This window comes from Pseudoalteromonas holothuriae (assembly GCF_945859825.1).
Taxonomy (GTDB): Bacteria; Pseudomonadota; Gammaproteobacteria; order Enterobacterales; family Alteromonadaceae; genus Pseudoalteromonas; species Pseudoalteromonas holothuriae.
This window is the reverse complement of record NZ_CAMAPC010000006.1, coordinates 175,346-192,811: the sequence shown is the minus strand read 5'-3', so window position 1 is coordinate 192,811 and position 17,466 is coordinate 175,346. Positions and strand designations below refer to the sequence as shown.

General features: G+C 43.5%; 14 protein-coding genes and 1 pseudogene. All 15 read right to left on the bottom strand.

Annotated elements, in window-relative coordinates; genetic code table 11:
- Nucleotides 1–466: 466 nt before the first annotated feature.
- Nucleotides 467–3,865 carry a hypothetical protein gene (locus OCI93_RS10240; RefSeq protein ID WP_261626343.1) on the bottom strand — a complete coding sequence of 1,133 codons (3,399 nt, stop codon included), beginning with the start codon at nucleotides 3,863–3,865 and terminating at the stop codon, nucleotides 467–469.
- A 9-nt stretch (nucleotides 3,866–3,874) separates the two neighbouring features.
- Nucleotides 3,875–4,435 (bottom strand): phage tail-collar fiber domain-containing protein, encoded by a 561-nt coding sequence (locus OCI93_RS10235; RefSeq protein WP_261592334.1) that lies wholly within the window; start codon nucleotides 4,433–4,435, stop codon nucleotides 3,875–3,877.
- A 263-nt stretch (nucleotides 4,436–4,698) separates the two neighbouring features.
- The gene (locus OCI93_RS10230) at nucleotides 4,699–5,631 is read right to left on the bottom strand and encodes a phage tail protein (RefSeq protein ID WP_261626342.1); all 933 of its coding nucleotides are present in this window, start codon (nucleotides 5,629–5,631) and stop codon (nucleotides 4,699–4,701) included.
- A 2-nt stretch (nucleotides 5,632–5,633) separates the two neighbouring features.
- Entirely contained in the window at nucleotides 5,634–6,548 is a 915-nt protein-coding gene (locus OCI93_RS10225; RefSeq protein ID WP_261626341.1) for a baseplate assembly protein, read from the bottom strand.
- 96 nt (nucleotides 6,549–6,644) lie between these two features.
- Complete coding sequence (locus OCI93_RS10220) at nucleotides 6,645–7,163, bottom strand: hypothetical protein (protein ID WP_261626340.1); 519 nt, start codon at nucleotides 7,161–7,163, stop codon at nucleotides 6,645–6,647.
- Nucleotide 7,164: 1 nt separating this feature from the next.
- Entirely contained in the window at nucleotides 7,165–8,169 is a 1,005-nt protein-coding gene (locus tag OCI93_RS10215; protein ID WP_261626339.1) for a hypothetical protein, read from the bottom strand.
- On the bottom strand, nucleotides 8,166–8,597 hold the full coding sequence (locus OCI93_RS10210; protein WP_261626338.1) for a hyaluronate lyase N-terminal domain-containing protein: 432 nt from the start codon (nucleotides 8,595–8,597) through the stop codon (nucleotides 8,166–8,168). The genes OCI93_RS10215 and OCI93_RS10210 overlap by 4 nt, the downstream gene beginning before the upstream one ends.
- Complete coding sequence (locus OCI93_RS10205) at nucleotides 8,597–9,262, bottom strand: hyaluronate lyase N-terminal domain-containing protein (RefSeq protein ID WP_261626337.1); 666 nt, start codon at nucleotides 9,260–9,262, stop codon at nucleotides 8,597–8,599. The genes OCI93_RS10210 and OCI93_RS10205 overlap by 1 nt, the downstream gene beginning before the upstream one ends.
- Entirely contained in the window at nucleotides 9,262–9,807 is a 546-nt protein-coding gene (locus tag OCI93_RS10200; protein ID WP_261592327.1) for a phage tail protein, read from the bottom strand. Before OCI93_RS10200 ends, OCI93_RS10205 begins: the two co-directional genes overlap by 1 nt.
- The gene (locus tag OCI93_RS10195; protein ID WP_261626336.1) at nucleotides 9,758–10,441 is read right to left on the bottom strand and encodes a phage tail protein I; all 684 of its coding nucleotides are present in this window, start codon (nucleotides 10,439–10,441) and stop codon (nucleotides 9,758–9,760) included. Before OCI93_RS10195 ends, OCI93_RS10200 begins: the two co-directional genes overlap by 50 nt.
- Nucleotides 10,438–11,343 (bottom strand): baseplate assembly protein, encoded by a 906-nt coding sequence (locus OCI93_RS10190; protein ID WP_261626335.1) that lies wholly within the window; start codon nucleotides 11,341–11,343, stop codon nucleotides 10,438–10,440. The genes OCI93_RS10195 and OCI93_RS10190 overlap by 4 nt, the downstream gene beginning before the upstream one ends.
- Before the next feature lie 541 nt (nucleotides 11,344–11,884).
- Nucleotides 11,885–12,586, bottom strand: a complete 702-nt coding sequence (locus tag OCI93_RS10185) for a hypothetical protein (protein WP_261626334.1) — start codon at nucleotides 12,584–12,586, stop codon at nucleotides 11,885–11,887.
- A 416-nt stretch (nucleotides 12,587–13,002) separates the two neighbouring features.
- The gene (locus tag OCI93_RS10180; protein ID WP_261626333.1) at nucleotides 13,003–13,539 is read right to left on the bottom strand and encodes a hypothetical protein; all 537 of its coding nucleotides are present in this window, start codon (nucleotides 13,537–13,539) and stop codon (nucleotides 13,003–13,005) included.
- A gap of 30 nt (nucleotides 13,540–13,569) precedes the next feature.
- The gene (locus tag OCI93_RS10175; RefSeq protein ID WP_261626332.1) at nucleotides 13,570–14,886 is read right to left on the bottom strand and encodes a hypothetical protein; all 1,317 of its coding nucleotides are present in this window, start codon (nucleotides 14,884–14,886) and stop codon (nucleotides 13,570–13,572) included.
- 19 nt (nucleotides 14,887–14,905) lie between these two features.
- Nucleotides 14,906–17,466: pseudogene (locus OCI93_RS10170) on the bottom strand (hypothetical protein); the annotation flags it as partial.

Genomic DNA, 17,466 nt, shown 5'->3' with positions numbered 1-17,466 from the left:
TGCTTGGCAGACGATTAATACCCATTGCATTAAACAAGCACTCAAACACAGGATAAGTAAATGGCTGAGTAACAAGATAAAAACTCCGTTATGTAGTGATTCTACAGTCGTTATTTTTTACCTTGTTACTGCGTCACTTAACTCGCTTGTATGAGCAATGTTTTAATAAAATGGGTATATATAAAGCCAACTATAAGAGAGACATAGCCCTTGGCTTCCAACAGACCAAAAGCTACAACTGTAATGGCGCACACGCCAAAGGGGGGCAAAACATCAACTAGATGAGATATTTTGCCTACACGCAAGCAAGTATTTAATTGCTCGCCATGATATGCATACTGTAGCGAGAACCGCGTTAAAATATCGGTCAAGTTTGACCTGCCAATGCAAACATCGCTTGCAGCCTTACCACAACAGCCTATGCACCCTTACTTATTTTGTTGATTAGAAAAGAAAAACCACTAAATTAGTGGCTGGCAATCCCCAGTGGCAGCAGAGTATGATGGCAAAACACTTTTACCGTGTTGCCGTTTAGGTCAGTTTTAACATCTTCGCCATTTACGATAGGAATGGTTTGGTCATCACCCCAGTTAAAGCTCTCTTTGAAAAATATAAAAGAGTGATTGGTATTACTACGATACTTAATTCCCTTTTCATCGATTGACCAATCAACATCATTGAAAGGCACGTTGGTTGAAGACCCTTCCAGCCTTTTCAGTAAACGGCCTTTTAATGGACCATCAGTTATTCTGTAAACGCTATAGTTACCCCTTGGTTCAGTAGAGCTTTCTGAAATATCGGTCACATCTTGCTTAACATACTGTAACTCACAACCATGGAACTGAGCGTAAAGTAAGCCGTCTTTGTCAATCAAGGTAACCATGCTTTTGAGCGCCCGTGTATCATTTTTGGTCGCTGAAAAATTAATTTCTGCATGCTTCGGCGCACTATAGTAGGTAAGGTCTATTTTTCCTCCATCGTTCACCCTCCCTTGTTCCTGAAGCACTAACTGACTTTGCCTATTATGTGACCTGTCTGAACGGCCAATATTTTCGGTTAAACTTTCGTTTAGCCTGTTGCCATGAGAGACATGTCTATCTTGTGTAACTAATACATTACCAAAAGACGTTACAGCTCGATTAGTATCTGACTGAGTGAAAGAGCTCAGCGCGTCATAAAAATATAGGTAAACGCTGTTTGCGGGCTTATTATGAGAACGAGCGTTTTGTATTGCATCCATTCCACTGGGCATATCATCAACAAATGTCCAATTCACACCGGCATTTGTTGTAGACCCCCAGAGCGTGGGTTTATTGCTACGCATTTTGCGATTAAAGAAATACGTCTGCGTTTCCCCATCTGGCAAAGCGGGTATCCACTTACCACATACACCATCAGGGAAGGCTTCTAGAATTTTTTCAGGGTGTCCAACGATATCAGCTTGTGGTATAGCATCAAAGCTAGCACTTAAACGCCTTGATACCAGCAAATAAATCGTATCTCCTGCGCTACCAAAGGATGACGTTTCAATGGTGCTAGTACTACCGTCCATAATCAATTGCGAACGACCAGATAAATTCGCCTTCTGTTCACGTACAAAGTCGATATCCTGTTCAATATCAGCAATCATTAAATCGTCACTGATGCCGTTGCTCACCCCTTGCTTATAGGGCACATACATCCCACCATATGTTTTGCTTATATGTGTCGTTAAAGCCATTTTGCCAGTGTTAGGGTTGACCAACATGACGCTGTAATTATACCTATGTGGATCTACACTGACGGTATTGCCCGGCAACCCCATTAAACTGGCTATTTTGTCATAATCTTCTGCTGAGAGCCTTACTCGGGCATAGCTTCTGCTACCATCAGAAATGGTTACTGGCAAGATTTGCGTAAACCATGGTGCTTCACGACCTCTGATTTTACCTTCCATGATTTTCTGCATTGATTCTTGAAGAAGCTGTGATTTATCTAGCTTGTTAGCGTTTAAGCGCAAGTCTTCTACTTGACCCGCATAAATGGCGTCATAGTACTTATATTGATCTGGACGACCCGAACTTGCTGGGCTGCCGATAAATCCTGATCCGCCCGACACTCTTGAATAATCTGTCGCTTCGCCAATATCAAAGCACTGTAGTGCTGTTTTAATATCTTCTGCCGCCTTCTTGTACCAAGGTTCATGGCCCAACCCTGATTTTAGGAAACGGCGACACCCCATTGGGTTATAAGTGGGGTGATAAGCCCCTTGGTTTAAACGTTGCACAAGCGCAATTGGGATTGCGAAACATAAGCCTTCGAATGCGATTACTTCAGCAGGCTTATTACGTGAGACGGCGGCCCCATATAGATAATCATCATGTTTTAGAGCCGCATCACTTCTATTTGCAGATGTAAATACAGGGTAAGATAGATTAAAATCCTTTGCTATGGTACCAACACCTTGAGGGCTGATATATCCACTTTGGTGATATTTATTATATCGAAAGTAATTATTATTTGTGGGTGTTATTGATTCAACCCAATCATCTCCACATCCTTCAGTTACACGTATTCTGTAGCGCACTTGAATATACGCTTTGGCTTCTGGGTCGTAATAAATATTGTGCTCGGGATTTTTTAAAAATTTCACGCGATTTACAGCCGATAGCGTTGACCATTTAACGCCATAGCCTTTGGTATCAGTATCCCACCCACCAAAGGCTGAGTAACCTTGTGCAACTAGGTTATTAGCTAAACTCATGCCTTCATAATTGTCTTTGCCAAATTGCACGTTACCCAATGGGTATACCACATCTTTATCGGCAATTTTTTCATGCCAAGATTCTAAAAATACTAGGTCTTTACGAGAGGTGATCACCTGCTCGGTGCTTGGCAACGTTTGCCAACTATGTATTGTGATCTGCTGGCCTGCTACGGGGGTAGGAACACGAAGATAAACGCCACCGTTTGCAAAGTTATGTGTGAATTTAATTGTGTCCTTGGTATTTGCACTCACTTGTATCAATTTTATAAGTGGATCCGAACCATTCGCTGCTGATGAGTCTCTAAATTCAACAAATGTATCTGTGCTGCTAGAGAACACAATCTCTACTTGATGAGACCCTGAAGCTGCTTTATTACTGTAGACAAAACCCCCAGCACTTGTTCCATTGAAACTATATATGCCCGCTTCAATATCATAAACCCCCACTGCGCTTCCATTTGGTGCTCTCGTATTACATTCATTAAACGCTTCTATCGCATTAGCATGCTGCGTTACCCTGCCTGTAGCTGAATCGTAAGTTTTAGTGCCATCTGGGGCTGGGGGGAGTATTGGTAGTACATAATCTCTATGTGCAACTTTTGAAAGAGCCAAAAAGACTCCATCAACTAACACTTTAGAGCGATTGCTTGGCGATACACCGATACCTCCGATGTCTGAATCTGCAACCCCCAACGAGATTGAATTAGTGCGATTTAACCAAGTCCACATCCCCTCATTAACGGATTGGTACTGCGGAGTATTTATGTGCTTACCCCACTCTACAAACCCTGAACCCGCATATTGTTGCTTGCGCATTTGACGCAGGGCATCAAACTGGGCTTTGCTCATTACCTCTGGGTGGGGGTTTATTTTTTGAGTTTCGTTAATAAGCGTTGCTAGCGTATCAACTTGATAGGCTTTATTGTCTAAATCTTTTAATGTGACTTGGCCGGTTTTGGTTTGCCAGTCGTGTACTGCTTGGTGGTTGTGTTTTGCAAGGTCGTGTACTTTTTCAACCTCTTGCCAAGAGTCTTCAATGGCGGTTTTTAAGTTGTTTGACGCGTCTGTTTGCTCGCTGACAATTTTAGTAATTTTGGCCAGCTCTAAATCTATACTCATTTTGGCTCCTTATAATCCTGCTGCTCTTAGCTTTTTTTGAATCAAAAAGTTTTGCTGTATTTGCTTAACTAAGTTTTTGCTTTGAAGGGTTTGCGCGTAGGTCATGGTGAGTAGCTCTTCGGTTAAAAACACATTGGCGTTGTTAACCCCCACCTGACAGGTGATGTTTTGGCTAGGCAGTGCTGATACGCTTAGGTTAAACACCTCAAGCCATGCAGCATCGGCCGATTTAAAATTCAACTGCTGATTGGGTATGCTGTATATCGCCACTAAGGTATTGGTTGACCAAATACCAATTTCTTTTACCGCATAGCTACTAGGCCCATCAAACAAGGCGCTAAAGCGTAGCTGCTTGCCATAGTCGGGGTCATTAATAATTTCGGCGCCGCCTACTGGCACCTTTTGTTGCTCGTTGCGCAATGTGGTTTGCGTGGCCGAGGGCGTATACGCTTCATCACCTGCCGACACATGGGTAATGGCCATGCTAATGCCTTGTTGTGAGGCACTGAGCAAGGTATCAAGCCCTTGCTCGGTCCACACAATTGGCGTAAACGTGTTTGGTTCGCTCATAGATTGTTCCAATAATAATGGCAACTTAAGGCCTTAAGTTGCCTAAACACAAAGGTAAGAAAGCCCAAATGGCTTTTAAGTAATTGAATTGGCAAAAATAATTAATACTAACTTTATTAAAATATTGACCATTTTAGCGTTTTAAATGACTGATTTACTGCATTAAAAATGACTCATGTAGAATCACTACATACCAAAACTTTGCCTAGTTACTCAGCCATTTATCTGTCGCAATGTCTGCTCTTTTATTTAATGTAATGGGTTTATGTGGGCAGCTTAGGCGTTAAATTAAGACGCCCAATGTTCATTCGACCCGAACTTGCACCTGAGAACATTAATGGTGCAACTTGCCTGATTTGCTCATGATCAATGCTAACCGAACACAACTGCTGAGTTTGCCACTGACTATTTTGCCAACGGTCATGCCAAGGGCCTAACCAAACTCGTTGTGCCAAAGTGCGCTGCTGGCTATGTACACGAGTTTGTACTACGGCGGTGGGTAACTGAGACGGTTGCTCAGTCACAAGGCAGTAACGCCCTTGTTCATACTTATCTAAGTATTTACTTGTTTGGCTTCGCCTACGCTGATGACCTAGGTCAGTGTTAATGTTGGTTGCAGCGGATAATTTTTGCACCCGACCAAAACTGGCTTTAACCAAGCCTTTACCTTGGTGCTTAAACATTACACCCGAGTAATCGCTTAGCACATTACCAAACGCACACCCTTGGCTTGAGAGCGTTTGTTTACGAATGTCGTAACCGTGATAAACCCGTGTTAATTGGCTGCTCACTGGTGCCGACAACTGCGCAAGCTTAACTACTTTAGCTAGCCGCTCATCGCCGGGCACCTCGCCCGCATTAATCTGATAAGTATAATAATGCTGGCCCGGTGGGGTGTTTTCAATCTGTGCGTTATTTAGCTCAAGCCAACCTAGCGCCGTGGTTAAACTTTTTGGCGTACCGCGAATACGTTGCCACGCTAAGCCCTCTTTTAGGGTTTGCCGCAAATCTTGGCTGTAGGGCAATATACTCTCAAGGCCATACTCCCACACTAACCACATAAGTTGTGCATCGTGCGGGTTGGCTTTCATGTTTGTTAGGTTGCTTATGGCACCATCAAACACCGCTGATTGTTTTTCACTTTGTAAGCCTTTGAGCAGCAAAGGGCTGTGATTAGGGGGTAAAAGTTGTTGCATTGCTACCTCACGCGTAGTGTGAGTTGAATATTTTTGGGCACTGCGCATTGCTCAGGGCTAATGTTAATTAACTCCGCAGGCTGTTTAATATCAACATAACTGACCCCGCCTTTGTGCAATTGCGCGCTGATCCAACTCGGTGCTAAGTCCCAATCAAGTTTTGCTTCATTACGCCATGCTTCACGCAGCAATGACTCAAGCTCATTAAACACGTCAATAGAGGTATTGGGCTGCAAATAAATATCAGCCTCAACATCAATCTTTTTAAGCTCTGCCGCTTGCACTGTGACCGAATCAGTCAACATTTTTACAGCATCGTCTAGCACTTTACCTGCCACCTGCTCAACAACCGTTTGGCTTGGCGTATCGTCTTGCGACTCTGGAGCTGGTGTTTTGCCTAAGGTTTGATTATCGAGTACCTGTTTTTCTAATACCGTCACCATAACCTTGCCATTGTGCTCGTTAGTAATCATGCCATCACGTTTACTGGTGACCGATACATCAGCAATTTCATTAGGCGCAGCATTAATAGCATGGTTACGATAGTGCTCTGCACTGCCTGCCGTGCTTGATGCAATGGTGTTATTACGAATACGCTGGCGGTAATCGTCATCTTGCTCATTAACCACTCGCTCAACGCCATAAAAGGCACCAAGGTGCTCTAAATCGGCCCCAGTGGCAAAGGCTAATAAATTTGACTGCGCCGCTTGGTTTATACGCTGGCGCAGTAATAGTTCTTGATAGCTTTCTACCTGAAGCCAAACCGTTAAAGGGTCACTTTCAAGTTCAAGCGCTTGCGCATACTCAGGCGCAAGCTCTACAAAGCGCGCCTTGCGCGCTTCATAAATGGCTTCAAATGAAAGTGACTCAATAATGTTGGGGTCAGGGAGTTTGCTTAAATCGATATGTGTGGTCATCGATTAGGCTCCTAGAGTGGGGTTTGGCCTATAGCGTGCCAAGGCTTGTGCCCTGCAAGTCACAGGGCGAGCTATATAAAATATCAATTCAAAAGACTAAATAACTGAGAATCGATATTCAGGTAATTCAAAAGGCGCATCTGAAAAATCAGCATTAAATAATGCTTTATTAACAATCCAAATACCGTTTGTTTCAAACTTCAAAGGAATTGAAAGTTCACCATCAACCACTTGTGCTGGCATTAATTGAATACGGCCTGTGTCGATGCGTTTGAAGGGTATTTTAAATTTACTATCAGGTATAGCGAGCTGGCTCGTTGCTATCACATCGTTAGATTGCTGCGGCACCGTAAATTCATTATCTTGATTTACATAGCCCATGAGTTGACCTGAAACATTATCAATAACAACTCGTTTTAACGTTGCATCTTCATTTCTTTGCGTCAAAAACGTATCAACATCAAAATCACTGATCAGCTGTTTATTGCCCACGTAATCAGCAAATAAATAAGATTGTTCACCAACAATAACAATTTCTTGCTGCTTAAACGTTTGGGGTACATCCGATAGTTGGCTTGGTATATCACCATCATTCACTTTGAGCATGATTTGCATATTATTCTCCTATTCTCAGCCCTGTTTGTGCATATACGCAGTTTTTTACCCACTCTTCTAGTGCTGAACGAGTAAAATACATTCTACGATTATGACCAAACCGCCAGTAAGCGTAATGTCCCTGACTTGACTCCTTACTACCTTGTACCATAAACAGATCCTTAGACACTTGTCTTAAATAACCTACAAAATTATTTAATGCTGGGCCGTGTTCAGTGCGTATATTTTCAACATGAGGGCTCGGCCCTGAAAAATCGAGGGCTCTATTTACTCCAATTATGAAGCTAAAAATATCATACATAGCGCCAGAGTTGCCCCCGCTCTGGCCCCCAGACACAAATGAAACTGTTACGCTACCTTTGAACAATGCTGCGCCGTGAAGTATTTCTCTTTTAGAGTTATTAATACCTATAACCACTCCCGTTTTTCCTACATTTAAACGAGAAACAAACGTCATACCATCTAAATCACACAAATAACTAACCACATTAGTGCCAGAGTCACTAACAGTTACAAATAACTGGTCGTTTTCCAGAATACCCATGTTAACTGGTCGCAATGCAGAACCAGAATTGTTTGTCAGTACAATACCTGAACCACTTGCCGCCGTATTCAAGTTGATTTTATAAACGTAATAGTCGCCGCTATTAACGTTATGCTGCAAAATTCCAACTAAGTGAGGCACCCCATTTATCATGTGAACGACATGAGGAAAGCCGTAAAATTTACACCCTGAGTGCATATTATGCGCTGTTTTGCTCCATCTAGCTGTACCATCTGCATTGTAGTATGTGACATTGCTATAGTTTGTATGTATATATCCGCCTGTTTCATCATAGGGATTCGGTATCGCATAGTTGACCCCTCCAGAATAGCCGTGTACATCCATAAACGTACCAAACTGAGTCGCCTCTGGCCACGGCAAAAGCTGCGAAGTCGCACTTGGAAACTCACCATCTACAAACCCAGATGAACTAGACGAAACTTTATCTGTTAATATGGTCATAAAACCTCCCATTTTGAATTAGTAAACATGGCGGTACGTTCGGTGAACAAAGCAGTGTGGTACGCGGTTCCCTCTTCGCCATTTTTAATAAGAGTGTGGCCTGTAGGCGCAATGATTTTGGCTTTATTGCTATCGGTTATATTTGAGCTACTGAGTACACAAAACTGAATTATTGCACCTTCAGAGGCTACGCTCGGAAGATGTAATTGACATGCCGCTTTAAAAGCATATTTACACCCTACAATAGCATTGGTATCTTGCGTGATAATGTGACTATGCGACATAGCAACCGGCACGCCCCCCAAGGTTTGCCCATCACCAATAAACAATTGCTCAGCTTCAGGCGACCAACCGGGTTCGCCGTTGGCAAGCACAGTTTGCAGGCGCTCGGCCTCGGGGCCGCGTCTAAATTGAATCTTTCGACCCATTAAAAGGTGCCTCCATCAATGTCGCCGCCTTCAGCCGCTAAACCCAGTGAATTAACCCAATCTTTTACCCACGCTGTGTTGGCAATATTAGTGCTATCGTCAGACAAGGCGCGAGTCGGGGTTTTTGGGTTGCCGGTAAAGTTGGGCGAGCTAAACATGTGTGCTTTTGATTCGTTGGTTACATTGCTTAAACCAACGTCACTTTTGTTGATGGTAACCGCACCTCTTTTACCATTAACCGACAACACATTGTCGGTAGGTGTGCGCAGAAGTATCCAGTTTGCTAACACATTGGCGGGGGTTGACTTTAAAACGTACGATTTGTTTTCATCAGTACGAATAGCTAAATCACCCGGTTGCGCGGTTAGGGCTAACATGGCCGATTGGCTTGCTACTTCAAAAGGTTGACCAATTGCAAGGCTAGGCAGTACGCCTTCAGGAATTTTACCGCTGCCATCAAGAGTTAATACCTGATTAGCACCCGTGCCTGCATTTTTGTAAATTGCACTCCCTAGGTTGCCAAAAATATCAATACCGCCGGGGGTTTGGCCATCACCCACATAGAGCTTTTTACTGTCGGTTAACCAAATAGGTTCGCCACTTGCTGGGGTTACATTAGTTCTGTTGGCCTCAGGGCCGCGTCTAAATTGTAGTTTATTTGCCATTAGAGAATACCTCCATCGAGATTGGTTGAGTTAGGGTAAGAATCTGAAAAGGCACCACCATCAAGCGCTAGTAGGCCCATAAATTTATTTATTTCGTTGCTGACGTGCTCTTGTGTTGCATACACCATAGAAGGGTCTATTTTTAGTTCCACCATGTGCGATTGCACCACATCAATCACCGCTTTTATGCCCAGTTCAGCGCTGGCATTGTCGGCAATATTAGGTTTGTAAGTTTCGGGGTATTTAACAATGGCGAATGCTTCATCATCTTCGGTGTAAAACGCTGCCTCACGCACATAAAACCCACCTTCGGTCGAAGGCACAATACCCACTATTTCTATCATTGCGGGGTTGTTATCGAGTGTTTTTGAAGTGTTGATTAAACCTCGAAAACGCTCATTGGTGAGCTGCTGGGCATCTGGGTGAATAACCCCATCACCAACAGCAAATTTGGTTAGATTAATTTTGATACCAGTGCCAATGGCATTGGCAATTTTAGCGCGCCCCGCTGGGGTCAGCATGGTCCAGTATTGTGGCTGTGACATAACTACTCCGTGGATAAATTTTGATTTGGTTAATAGACTGATTGGCTATGGCAATATTGAGTGAGCTTTGACTGGTGATCTCACTGGCAAAATATGGGTAAACAGTGGTGGTAACCCCTGTTGTGGTAGCTGCTGCTAATTGAAGCTCTGACTCTGAAAGTAAACTCACTGATAAATCAAACTGCACACTTTTACGCTTACTGTTTGAGATAGCCGTGTAAATTTGCTCTATAACGTCGAAGTCAATCCCTTTATTAGTCACCCCGACGTCCACTGAGAATGTGCCCGCTTGCGCCGGCGGCTGCATCTCAAACCACTCTTTCAGCTCGGTTTTATAACCAAATGGTTTAACACTGTTAATAATGGCGTAGCGCGTACCTAGGTGTTTGTGCTGCTCAAAACTTTGTGCAATCACATCACGCTTTACTTGCTCAGGCCAAGCTTCGTCCCACTGATTTACCCCTTGGCTCCAAGCCAACCAAGGTAAAAAAGGTACAGGGCATTGATAGGGTTGCCACAAAGAGGCTAACGTATCAGCACCTTTGCCGATTGATTCATGCCCTGCTTCATTCATTGTTTGCAGTTGTGACTGTAAAAGCGTGCCATTGTGTACTTGGTTTTTTGCACCGCTCATGCTAGCGCCTCAAAACTTAACCCTGCTATGCCATTGCTACACCACGCAACTTCATCTACCGCCAGTTCAATGTTGCTATTTGGAGAGATCAGCTCTACCTCTTCAACCCCAGCTTGGTGCAAAGCGGCAAATAATGCGGAGCGTTTAATGTGTTTACCTAAGCCATGGTGTTTTTGTAAAAACAACGTAACGTGATTTAGTACTTGCTGCTTTGCTTGCGCATGACCCGGCCCGCGTTCCAGCTTAATATTGGCTTTGAGCTCAAACTCTTTCACTTGCGCACCTACAATTTCAACCCTATCGCCTACGGGGCGTATTTTTTGTGCTTCGAGCACTTCAGATACACGGGTTTGATCTCCCGCTTTTAGGCCAAATGTAACCGCCAGTTTATTAATTAACTCATCAGATGGCGCACCTTTGGCAGACTCATTACTCAATATTGTGAGCACAATATGGCAAGGTAATGGGCTGGCAACGTGCACGTCTTTTACCCGCTCGTCGGTACTGAGTGTATGATAGCGGTAGCTTTTTTCTGTGCCGGCGGTGTTCAAACTATGAAACGCGAGTTGTACTCGCTCACGCAAACGCATGTCGGTTTCACTTTGTTGGCGCACCACTTTATATTTGCTCGCGATATTGTCTAAATCAGCCCCTTGCGCACTACTGAGCATGGTAGATTTAGCCGCATCGTTTACCCGTGCGCGTAGCAACATGGTTTGATACGCATAGCTGTTGAGCAACTGTGTGAGCGGCTCAGACTCAAGGCCTAAGGCTGGTTCAAGCTCGGGGTTTTGCTCAAGTAAGTTGTTTTTTAGCGTTTGTAGTAGTTGCTCGTAATCAAGATGCTCTAGCACATCTGGAGGTGGTAACTTAGATAAATCAATAAGTTGAGATTTTGGCATAAGAATATTAGCTACTTTAAAAAGGGTGATACCAATTGGTTTTTTAAAATTGGCACTATCTGTTTAATAGATCCTGACCTTCGTCAGGAAGACATGAAGTGGCCTTCTTGAACTTAAGTACGCGTCATCCTGAACTTGTTTCAGGACCTTGTTTTGTTTGAGCTCGGCGTTAAATACCTGTAGGTTCTGACCTTCGTCAGAATGACACATAGTCTTCATCCTGAGCTTGTTTCAGGACCTTGTTTTGTTTGAGCTCAGTGTTAAATGCCAGAAGGTTCTGACCTTCGTCAGAATGACATATAGTAGTCATCCTGAACTTGTTTCAGGACCTTGTTTTGTTTGAGCTCAGTGTTAAATACCAGTAGGTTCTGACCTTCGTCAGAATGACATGAAGTAGCCTTCTTGAACTTAAGTACGCGTCATCCTGAACTTATTTCAGGACCTTGTTTTGTTTGAGCTCAGTGTTAAATACCAGTAGGTTCTGACCTTCGTCAGAATGACATACAGTAGTCATCCTGAACTTGTTTCAGAATCTCAAACGCTATGCATCGTAAAAATACAGTGCCACCGTGTTTGTCTGTAATATGTCGGCATTGCTAATGGTATTGGCGTATGTGTTTAAATTCATGCCTGAGGTGGCATCAAGCCACTGCTCATTTTGCTTATAAGCACAAAACTCAGGCCCTTCAGCGAGTGCTTGTTGATTAAGAGCAAATGTCGTATTTGTGCCATTGGGTATATGATTTGAGTTGTACTGCCCTATCACTCCTTTGGGAAAGGTGTCGGCAATTTTTTGTGGCGCACCAATTATGTCGATGTAAGGCATGGCACTAAACTCTTCCCCCTGCGCCTCTGTTGCTATCATAATTTGTGCCGTTACTTGGCTGTGTTCGCCTAATGTATTGCCACTGCTAAACCAGTTTTCATCCTCGGTATTAGGGTTAACCAAGGCTAGGTCTTCACCATTGAGCACCACGCAGCTATTTACTTGCACCCATTCGTGCAAAGCGTGCCCACCTGCAAACGAGGCCATATTGGTATTACCAAAAGAGGTAAATTTAATCAGCACCGGTTGGCGCATAGGTACTACACCGCTATGCGCAAAATATTGCTCGCGATTAAGCACAGGTAAGTTTTGGGTTAGTGGATTGGCCTCAGGCGAAGGCGCTTGACTGTCGATAAAAATAGTGTTGCTAGAGGCACGGCAAATATCGCTATGCACTAAAGTGAAAGGATTTATCATGGTAGATACTCTGTTTGTGCGCTCACACCTAATCGCCATGTTTGCACTAGGTGGTATGGCGTGTATTTAGCCAAATACGGATAAGCAAAAAATAGCCACAAACACACTTAAGTGGCTGTGCCTATTACATACGGGAAAAGACTAATATTTCAACTTAATCAAATAGTAGCAGTATTTAAGATAAGAAAACGGTCAACTTTGACCGTTTTAAAAATGAAAGGAAATAACCACCATTGTGGTGGTTATTTTTGTTGTGAAGCCTGCTTACCCATGCTGGCAAAATCACTCAATCATTACACTCAGGCACGAGCGGGCCGCACCAACAAGGTGTTTTTAATCATGAAGTTGTGTAATTTAAACTAAGAACTTATTAGTATTTTCAGTGAGGGCAATCAGGTAGTACAAAGGTAAAATGCTTATAGGTAAGCGTCAAACTCAACCGTATCAAAAGTCAGTCTAAATGGCGCGTTAATTCTTTCAAGACCACGATTTACACGCTCTTCGCTTATCACATAGTTGCCCGAGTCTACAAATTGCCCGTTCAAGGTAACTTTGCCGTCTTGAATGCTTGCAATGTAACGCATATCATCTATCGGTAATTTGCCATCAACCACACGCTCACACATCAGCATCAGCTCACAGTTTTGAAGTGACTCTGGTAGTGATGCCTCTTCATCACTAAGTAATAAATTGGCTGTTAACACAAACTCAGTGCCCACTTTTACCCAATGAATATCACCGACTAAACGCGCAGCTTCACCGGTTACTGCTACGTCAGTTAAAGAAGCTTGCACCCATGGTGCCGCTTGTTCGGTAACCTCTGGCTCAGGTGCAAAATACTCTGCAACTTCCTGCTCATTTTGCCACGATTCACCAGTCAATGGGTTAGTTAAATGCGTTACCCCGTTTACCGTCACGCTCTGATTTTGGCTATCAAAAATAGTGTCTGTCATAATTATTTCCTTAAGTTAATTGAACGTGAGTTAGATTGCTTGCGCAATACCTTCGGTGGTTTCGATGCTAGAAGAGCTGATATAAATCATCTTATTGTGTTGACGACTAACAGCTACGATGTGGCAATCGTATTGAGTAATAATAGTATCAGTATCTCTCTTACGGTAACCGATACTCACGTTAACCAAGCGTTCATCTGAATGAGTAGTTTTTGCAAGGTGACCAACCCCCAAATAACGACTGAAACCACTATAATCTGCATTTGTACTGCGATAATAAGGCAGCCAGCTATCTCCATATAGGTCGACAGGAAAACTTTTTTGCCCCAAAGTCAACCCATGCTCACGCGAGAACTCATATTGACTTGCACTCCAAACAAATTTAGGTGGAGTACAAACAACCTTATCTGTTGACCCTGAAGTAGAGGCCATACTATTATTGCTATGTGAATAATAAGGACGAATTTGTACAGTATAAAAGCCTTTTTGCGCTGTAAACTCTTGCTCAAATGCGCTCTTATTTTCAATCGCTTTACCCATTTCAGCTTCACCAGATGATGTTCTACAGTATGCTTTACCACCACGCACATAAATTAAAGCTCGGTCTGATTTGCGTACTTTAAATGCAGAAAAATCCATTAAAATAGAGGTATCTATTGACCAACTATTTACCTTATGGATATTGATAGTTAACGCCGAATTGCTGCTATAATTCGCATTACTCGTAAATAGCCTAACAGAGTCATCGTGATAGGGGGTTAAACCATAACCGAAAGCGTTTTGCGTCAGCATTACTTTTCTGCTTATGACTTCGACTTCACCTTGTACATTTATTTTACCTAACTTAGCTGAGATATAATTATAAGCATTGCCAGTAGAAGACGTATGACTGCCTCTATCATAGTAAAAGTACATTTCTTTGGTATCAAAGTCTTCTATTGAAATATAGCTACTAGGCGCTTGATAAGAAGTGTTGTTATAATGCTGTGGGTGCTGTTGATAATTCAAGCTTTGAATCGCAGTTACTGGTGACTGACTAAAGTGATAGCTCTTCTGCGTTGCACTATTAATAGAACTAATTAACTCTGGGATTTTTGACAGCTCTTGTGTTGCTTGTGCCGCAAAAGCCTCTTTCGCACTATTCAGTGTCTCGGTACTTTGACCTAGCGAACCTGTAGCTGTATCTAAGTGTTGTTCAGCAATGGCCACAAGCGCTGACTCTACATTAGCGCCTGAGGTTAGCTGGTTAATGGCAACGCCAATTTGTGCGTTTTCTTGAGGGGTTAATGTGCCGTTGACAATTTTGTTAGTCAACGTTTGTACTGCATTTGCAATTGTGTTTGACATGGTTTCTCCTTAATAATATTTATATAAATGCTGCTGCAATTGGGTTAGTTACGGCCACAGCGGCTCTAACTGGGTCTTGAATATAGTCTTGCCACTGTTGTTCAGTTTTACCTGCAAACTTTTGGCTATCGCCAGAAGTGACTTGATTTGCGGACGCTTGAAGCTGTTGGTTAAAGTTACCTTGGTGAATCACTTTTTGGTTGTAGTTAGGGCCTGCGTACAATTCCCCTTTTACATGCAGAGATTGACCGAAGTAGAAACGCTCTCTATCTGTTTCAAAATGACACCAACCAGTGTTCATTGGACCAATATCAACATAACCATGACTGGTGATGGCTCTGACTGTATTGCTCACACCTTTTGCAAGCTTGGTATTTGAGTCTTGAAGATGAATATCACTGCGAAACTTAACCCAGCGACTTTGATAATTCATCTGCATAGCCCAGTTATCAGCTATATTATCTGCTCCCAAATCCCCCATACCGATATATGAGTAACCATTACCTTGATAGGAAATATGAAGAGATGCAGCGTTATCACGACCAGACTCACCAATTGAGATACCCGCCGCTTGTTCGATATTCACACTCCCTGAACTACTGCTGTCGAGCGTCAGCCATGGATTGTTTTTAGTGATATTAATATCAGCGCCATAGTCGAACCCTTGACCGTTGGTGTATTTAAACGCAGTGATATTACTGTGCGGGTCATACAGTCCAGTACTGCCATTTGCTTTATTTGGGGTCCAGATATAACTATCATCCCCCGCCATTTTTATGTCATAGCGAGCGAGTATGTCACCGTTGAAATCCCACTCACCACGCGCATCAACTTTTGCCCAATCCGCGTTGTAGTTAATCACCAACTTATCGGTTGCCCCAACTAATACGCGTTTATTGCGAATTTTAAAATCTTGGCCGCTGGTATCTATTTCTGAACTTTCAAACCGTGCTAGTTTGGCACTTTTAGGGTGGTATTTGTTTGTAAGCGGCGTATTACCTTCTTTAAATGATGCGGCTTTTACTTCACTTCTAAATTCCCAGTTATTATTTGCTTGATGGTTTCTAGCAGTCCAATGGGTTTGTCCGTTCGAGCGCCTAAATAGCGTAAAAAAATCGGCACCTGAGTCACTGGTAACGGGGCTATTGTCGCCATTGTATTCAATGCCACCACCGTGGTTAGGACTTTGCCCGACATACACAATGCCCGTAGTTTGTGCGTCTGCTTCAGCGCAAACGTTAAGTACAGCAGCGCCACTGCTATTAGCACGAATATTAACCGTGGTGCTATTACCAGCATCAAATGTAGCACCAGCTGCATTTATACGCCCTTTAACCGACAGGCTTGCATTCTTTAATGACATCCATTCTACAGTTGATGCGCCTGTTTGATGTTGCCATTTAAAATATTCATTCAGATTGTCAGACGTTTGAAAATATAGGTAGCTGTTTGCATCATTATCAGCGTCATTTTTAAAACCAATACGAGCACCATCTGAGTTTTCAGACCAAACTATTTCTTGGTTGGTCAGCGTGATTGATTCACCCTTAGCAACTGCACCAATCTCATTGGGTGTGGGCTTGTGGCCTTCGTGATAAACCTTTTGGCTATAGCCTGAGCCTGCGTAAATTTCACCCTGTACTCTAACTTCTTTATTAAACCAATGGTTGGGTCTATCGGTCTCATAGTGGCAAAAGTTGTTATTTTGAGCCCCTAACTTTAGGTACCCCCTCGTATTTGAAACTTTAAGCGCTTTATCACCATATTCGCCTGTCGTAGCTTCTAAAGTGACGTCACTTACTGTTACAGGCTCAGAAAACGTCCACGCGCCTTTGGCGGATACATTAGAAAAATCGCCATTGTAGTTGACATACAGCACCTCGGGCGTATGAGCCGCAAGCGCACGACCATCTCTAATTCTAAAGTCATTACCATGAGTAAAGTCGAACTCAGAGTCCACCAAACGCTGTAATTTGCTATCTGCTGCTTGCAATCCTGCACGCGCTTCACTAACTACTTCCGCTTTGGTTTTGCCTCCTAAGCGCTGTGAATCAGGTGCAGTGCCCCCTGCTATTTCGGCCACTTCATTACGAATAGACTGTGCTTCAAACACTGAGTTTGCGGCGTTATCTTCACTGGTTTTAGCCGCTGCCTGACTCGTTTGCGCGGTTGCAGCCGATTGCGCAGCATTGGTTTCACTAATTTTGGCTGCAGCTTTACTTGCTGCCGCTGCCGACGCTGACGATGCCGCATTGGTTTCACTCGTTTTTGCTGCCGTTTTACTTACCACTGCCGCACTGGCCGAGCTCGCTGCCGCCGACTTACTTGATGCTGCAGCTGTTTTGCTACTCGCCGCGCTACTTGCAGAACTTGCTGCTGCGGTTTCACTGCCCTTGGCTGCGCCTTCACTGGCAAGTGCCGCGCTTGCATAGTCAGCCGCTTTATCTTCACTGACTTTGGCCGCTGACTTGCTGCTTGCTGCACTTGTTGCTGAACCAGTCGCTGCGCTTTGGCTTGCCTTGGCGGCATCTTCACTGGCTTTAGCTGCCACTTTAGATGCTGCTGCATTGGTCTCGCTGG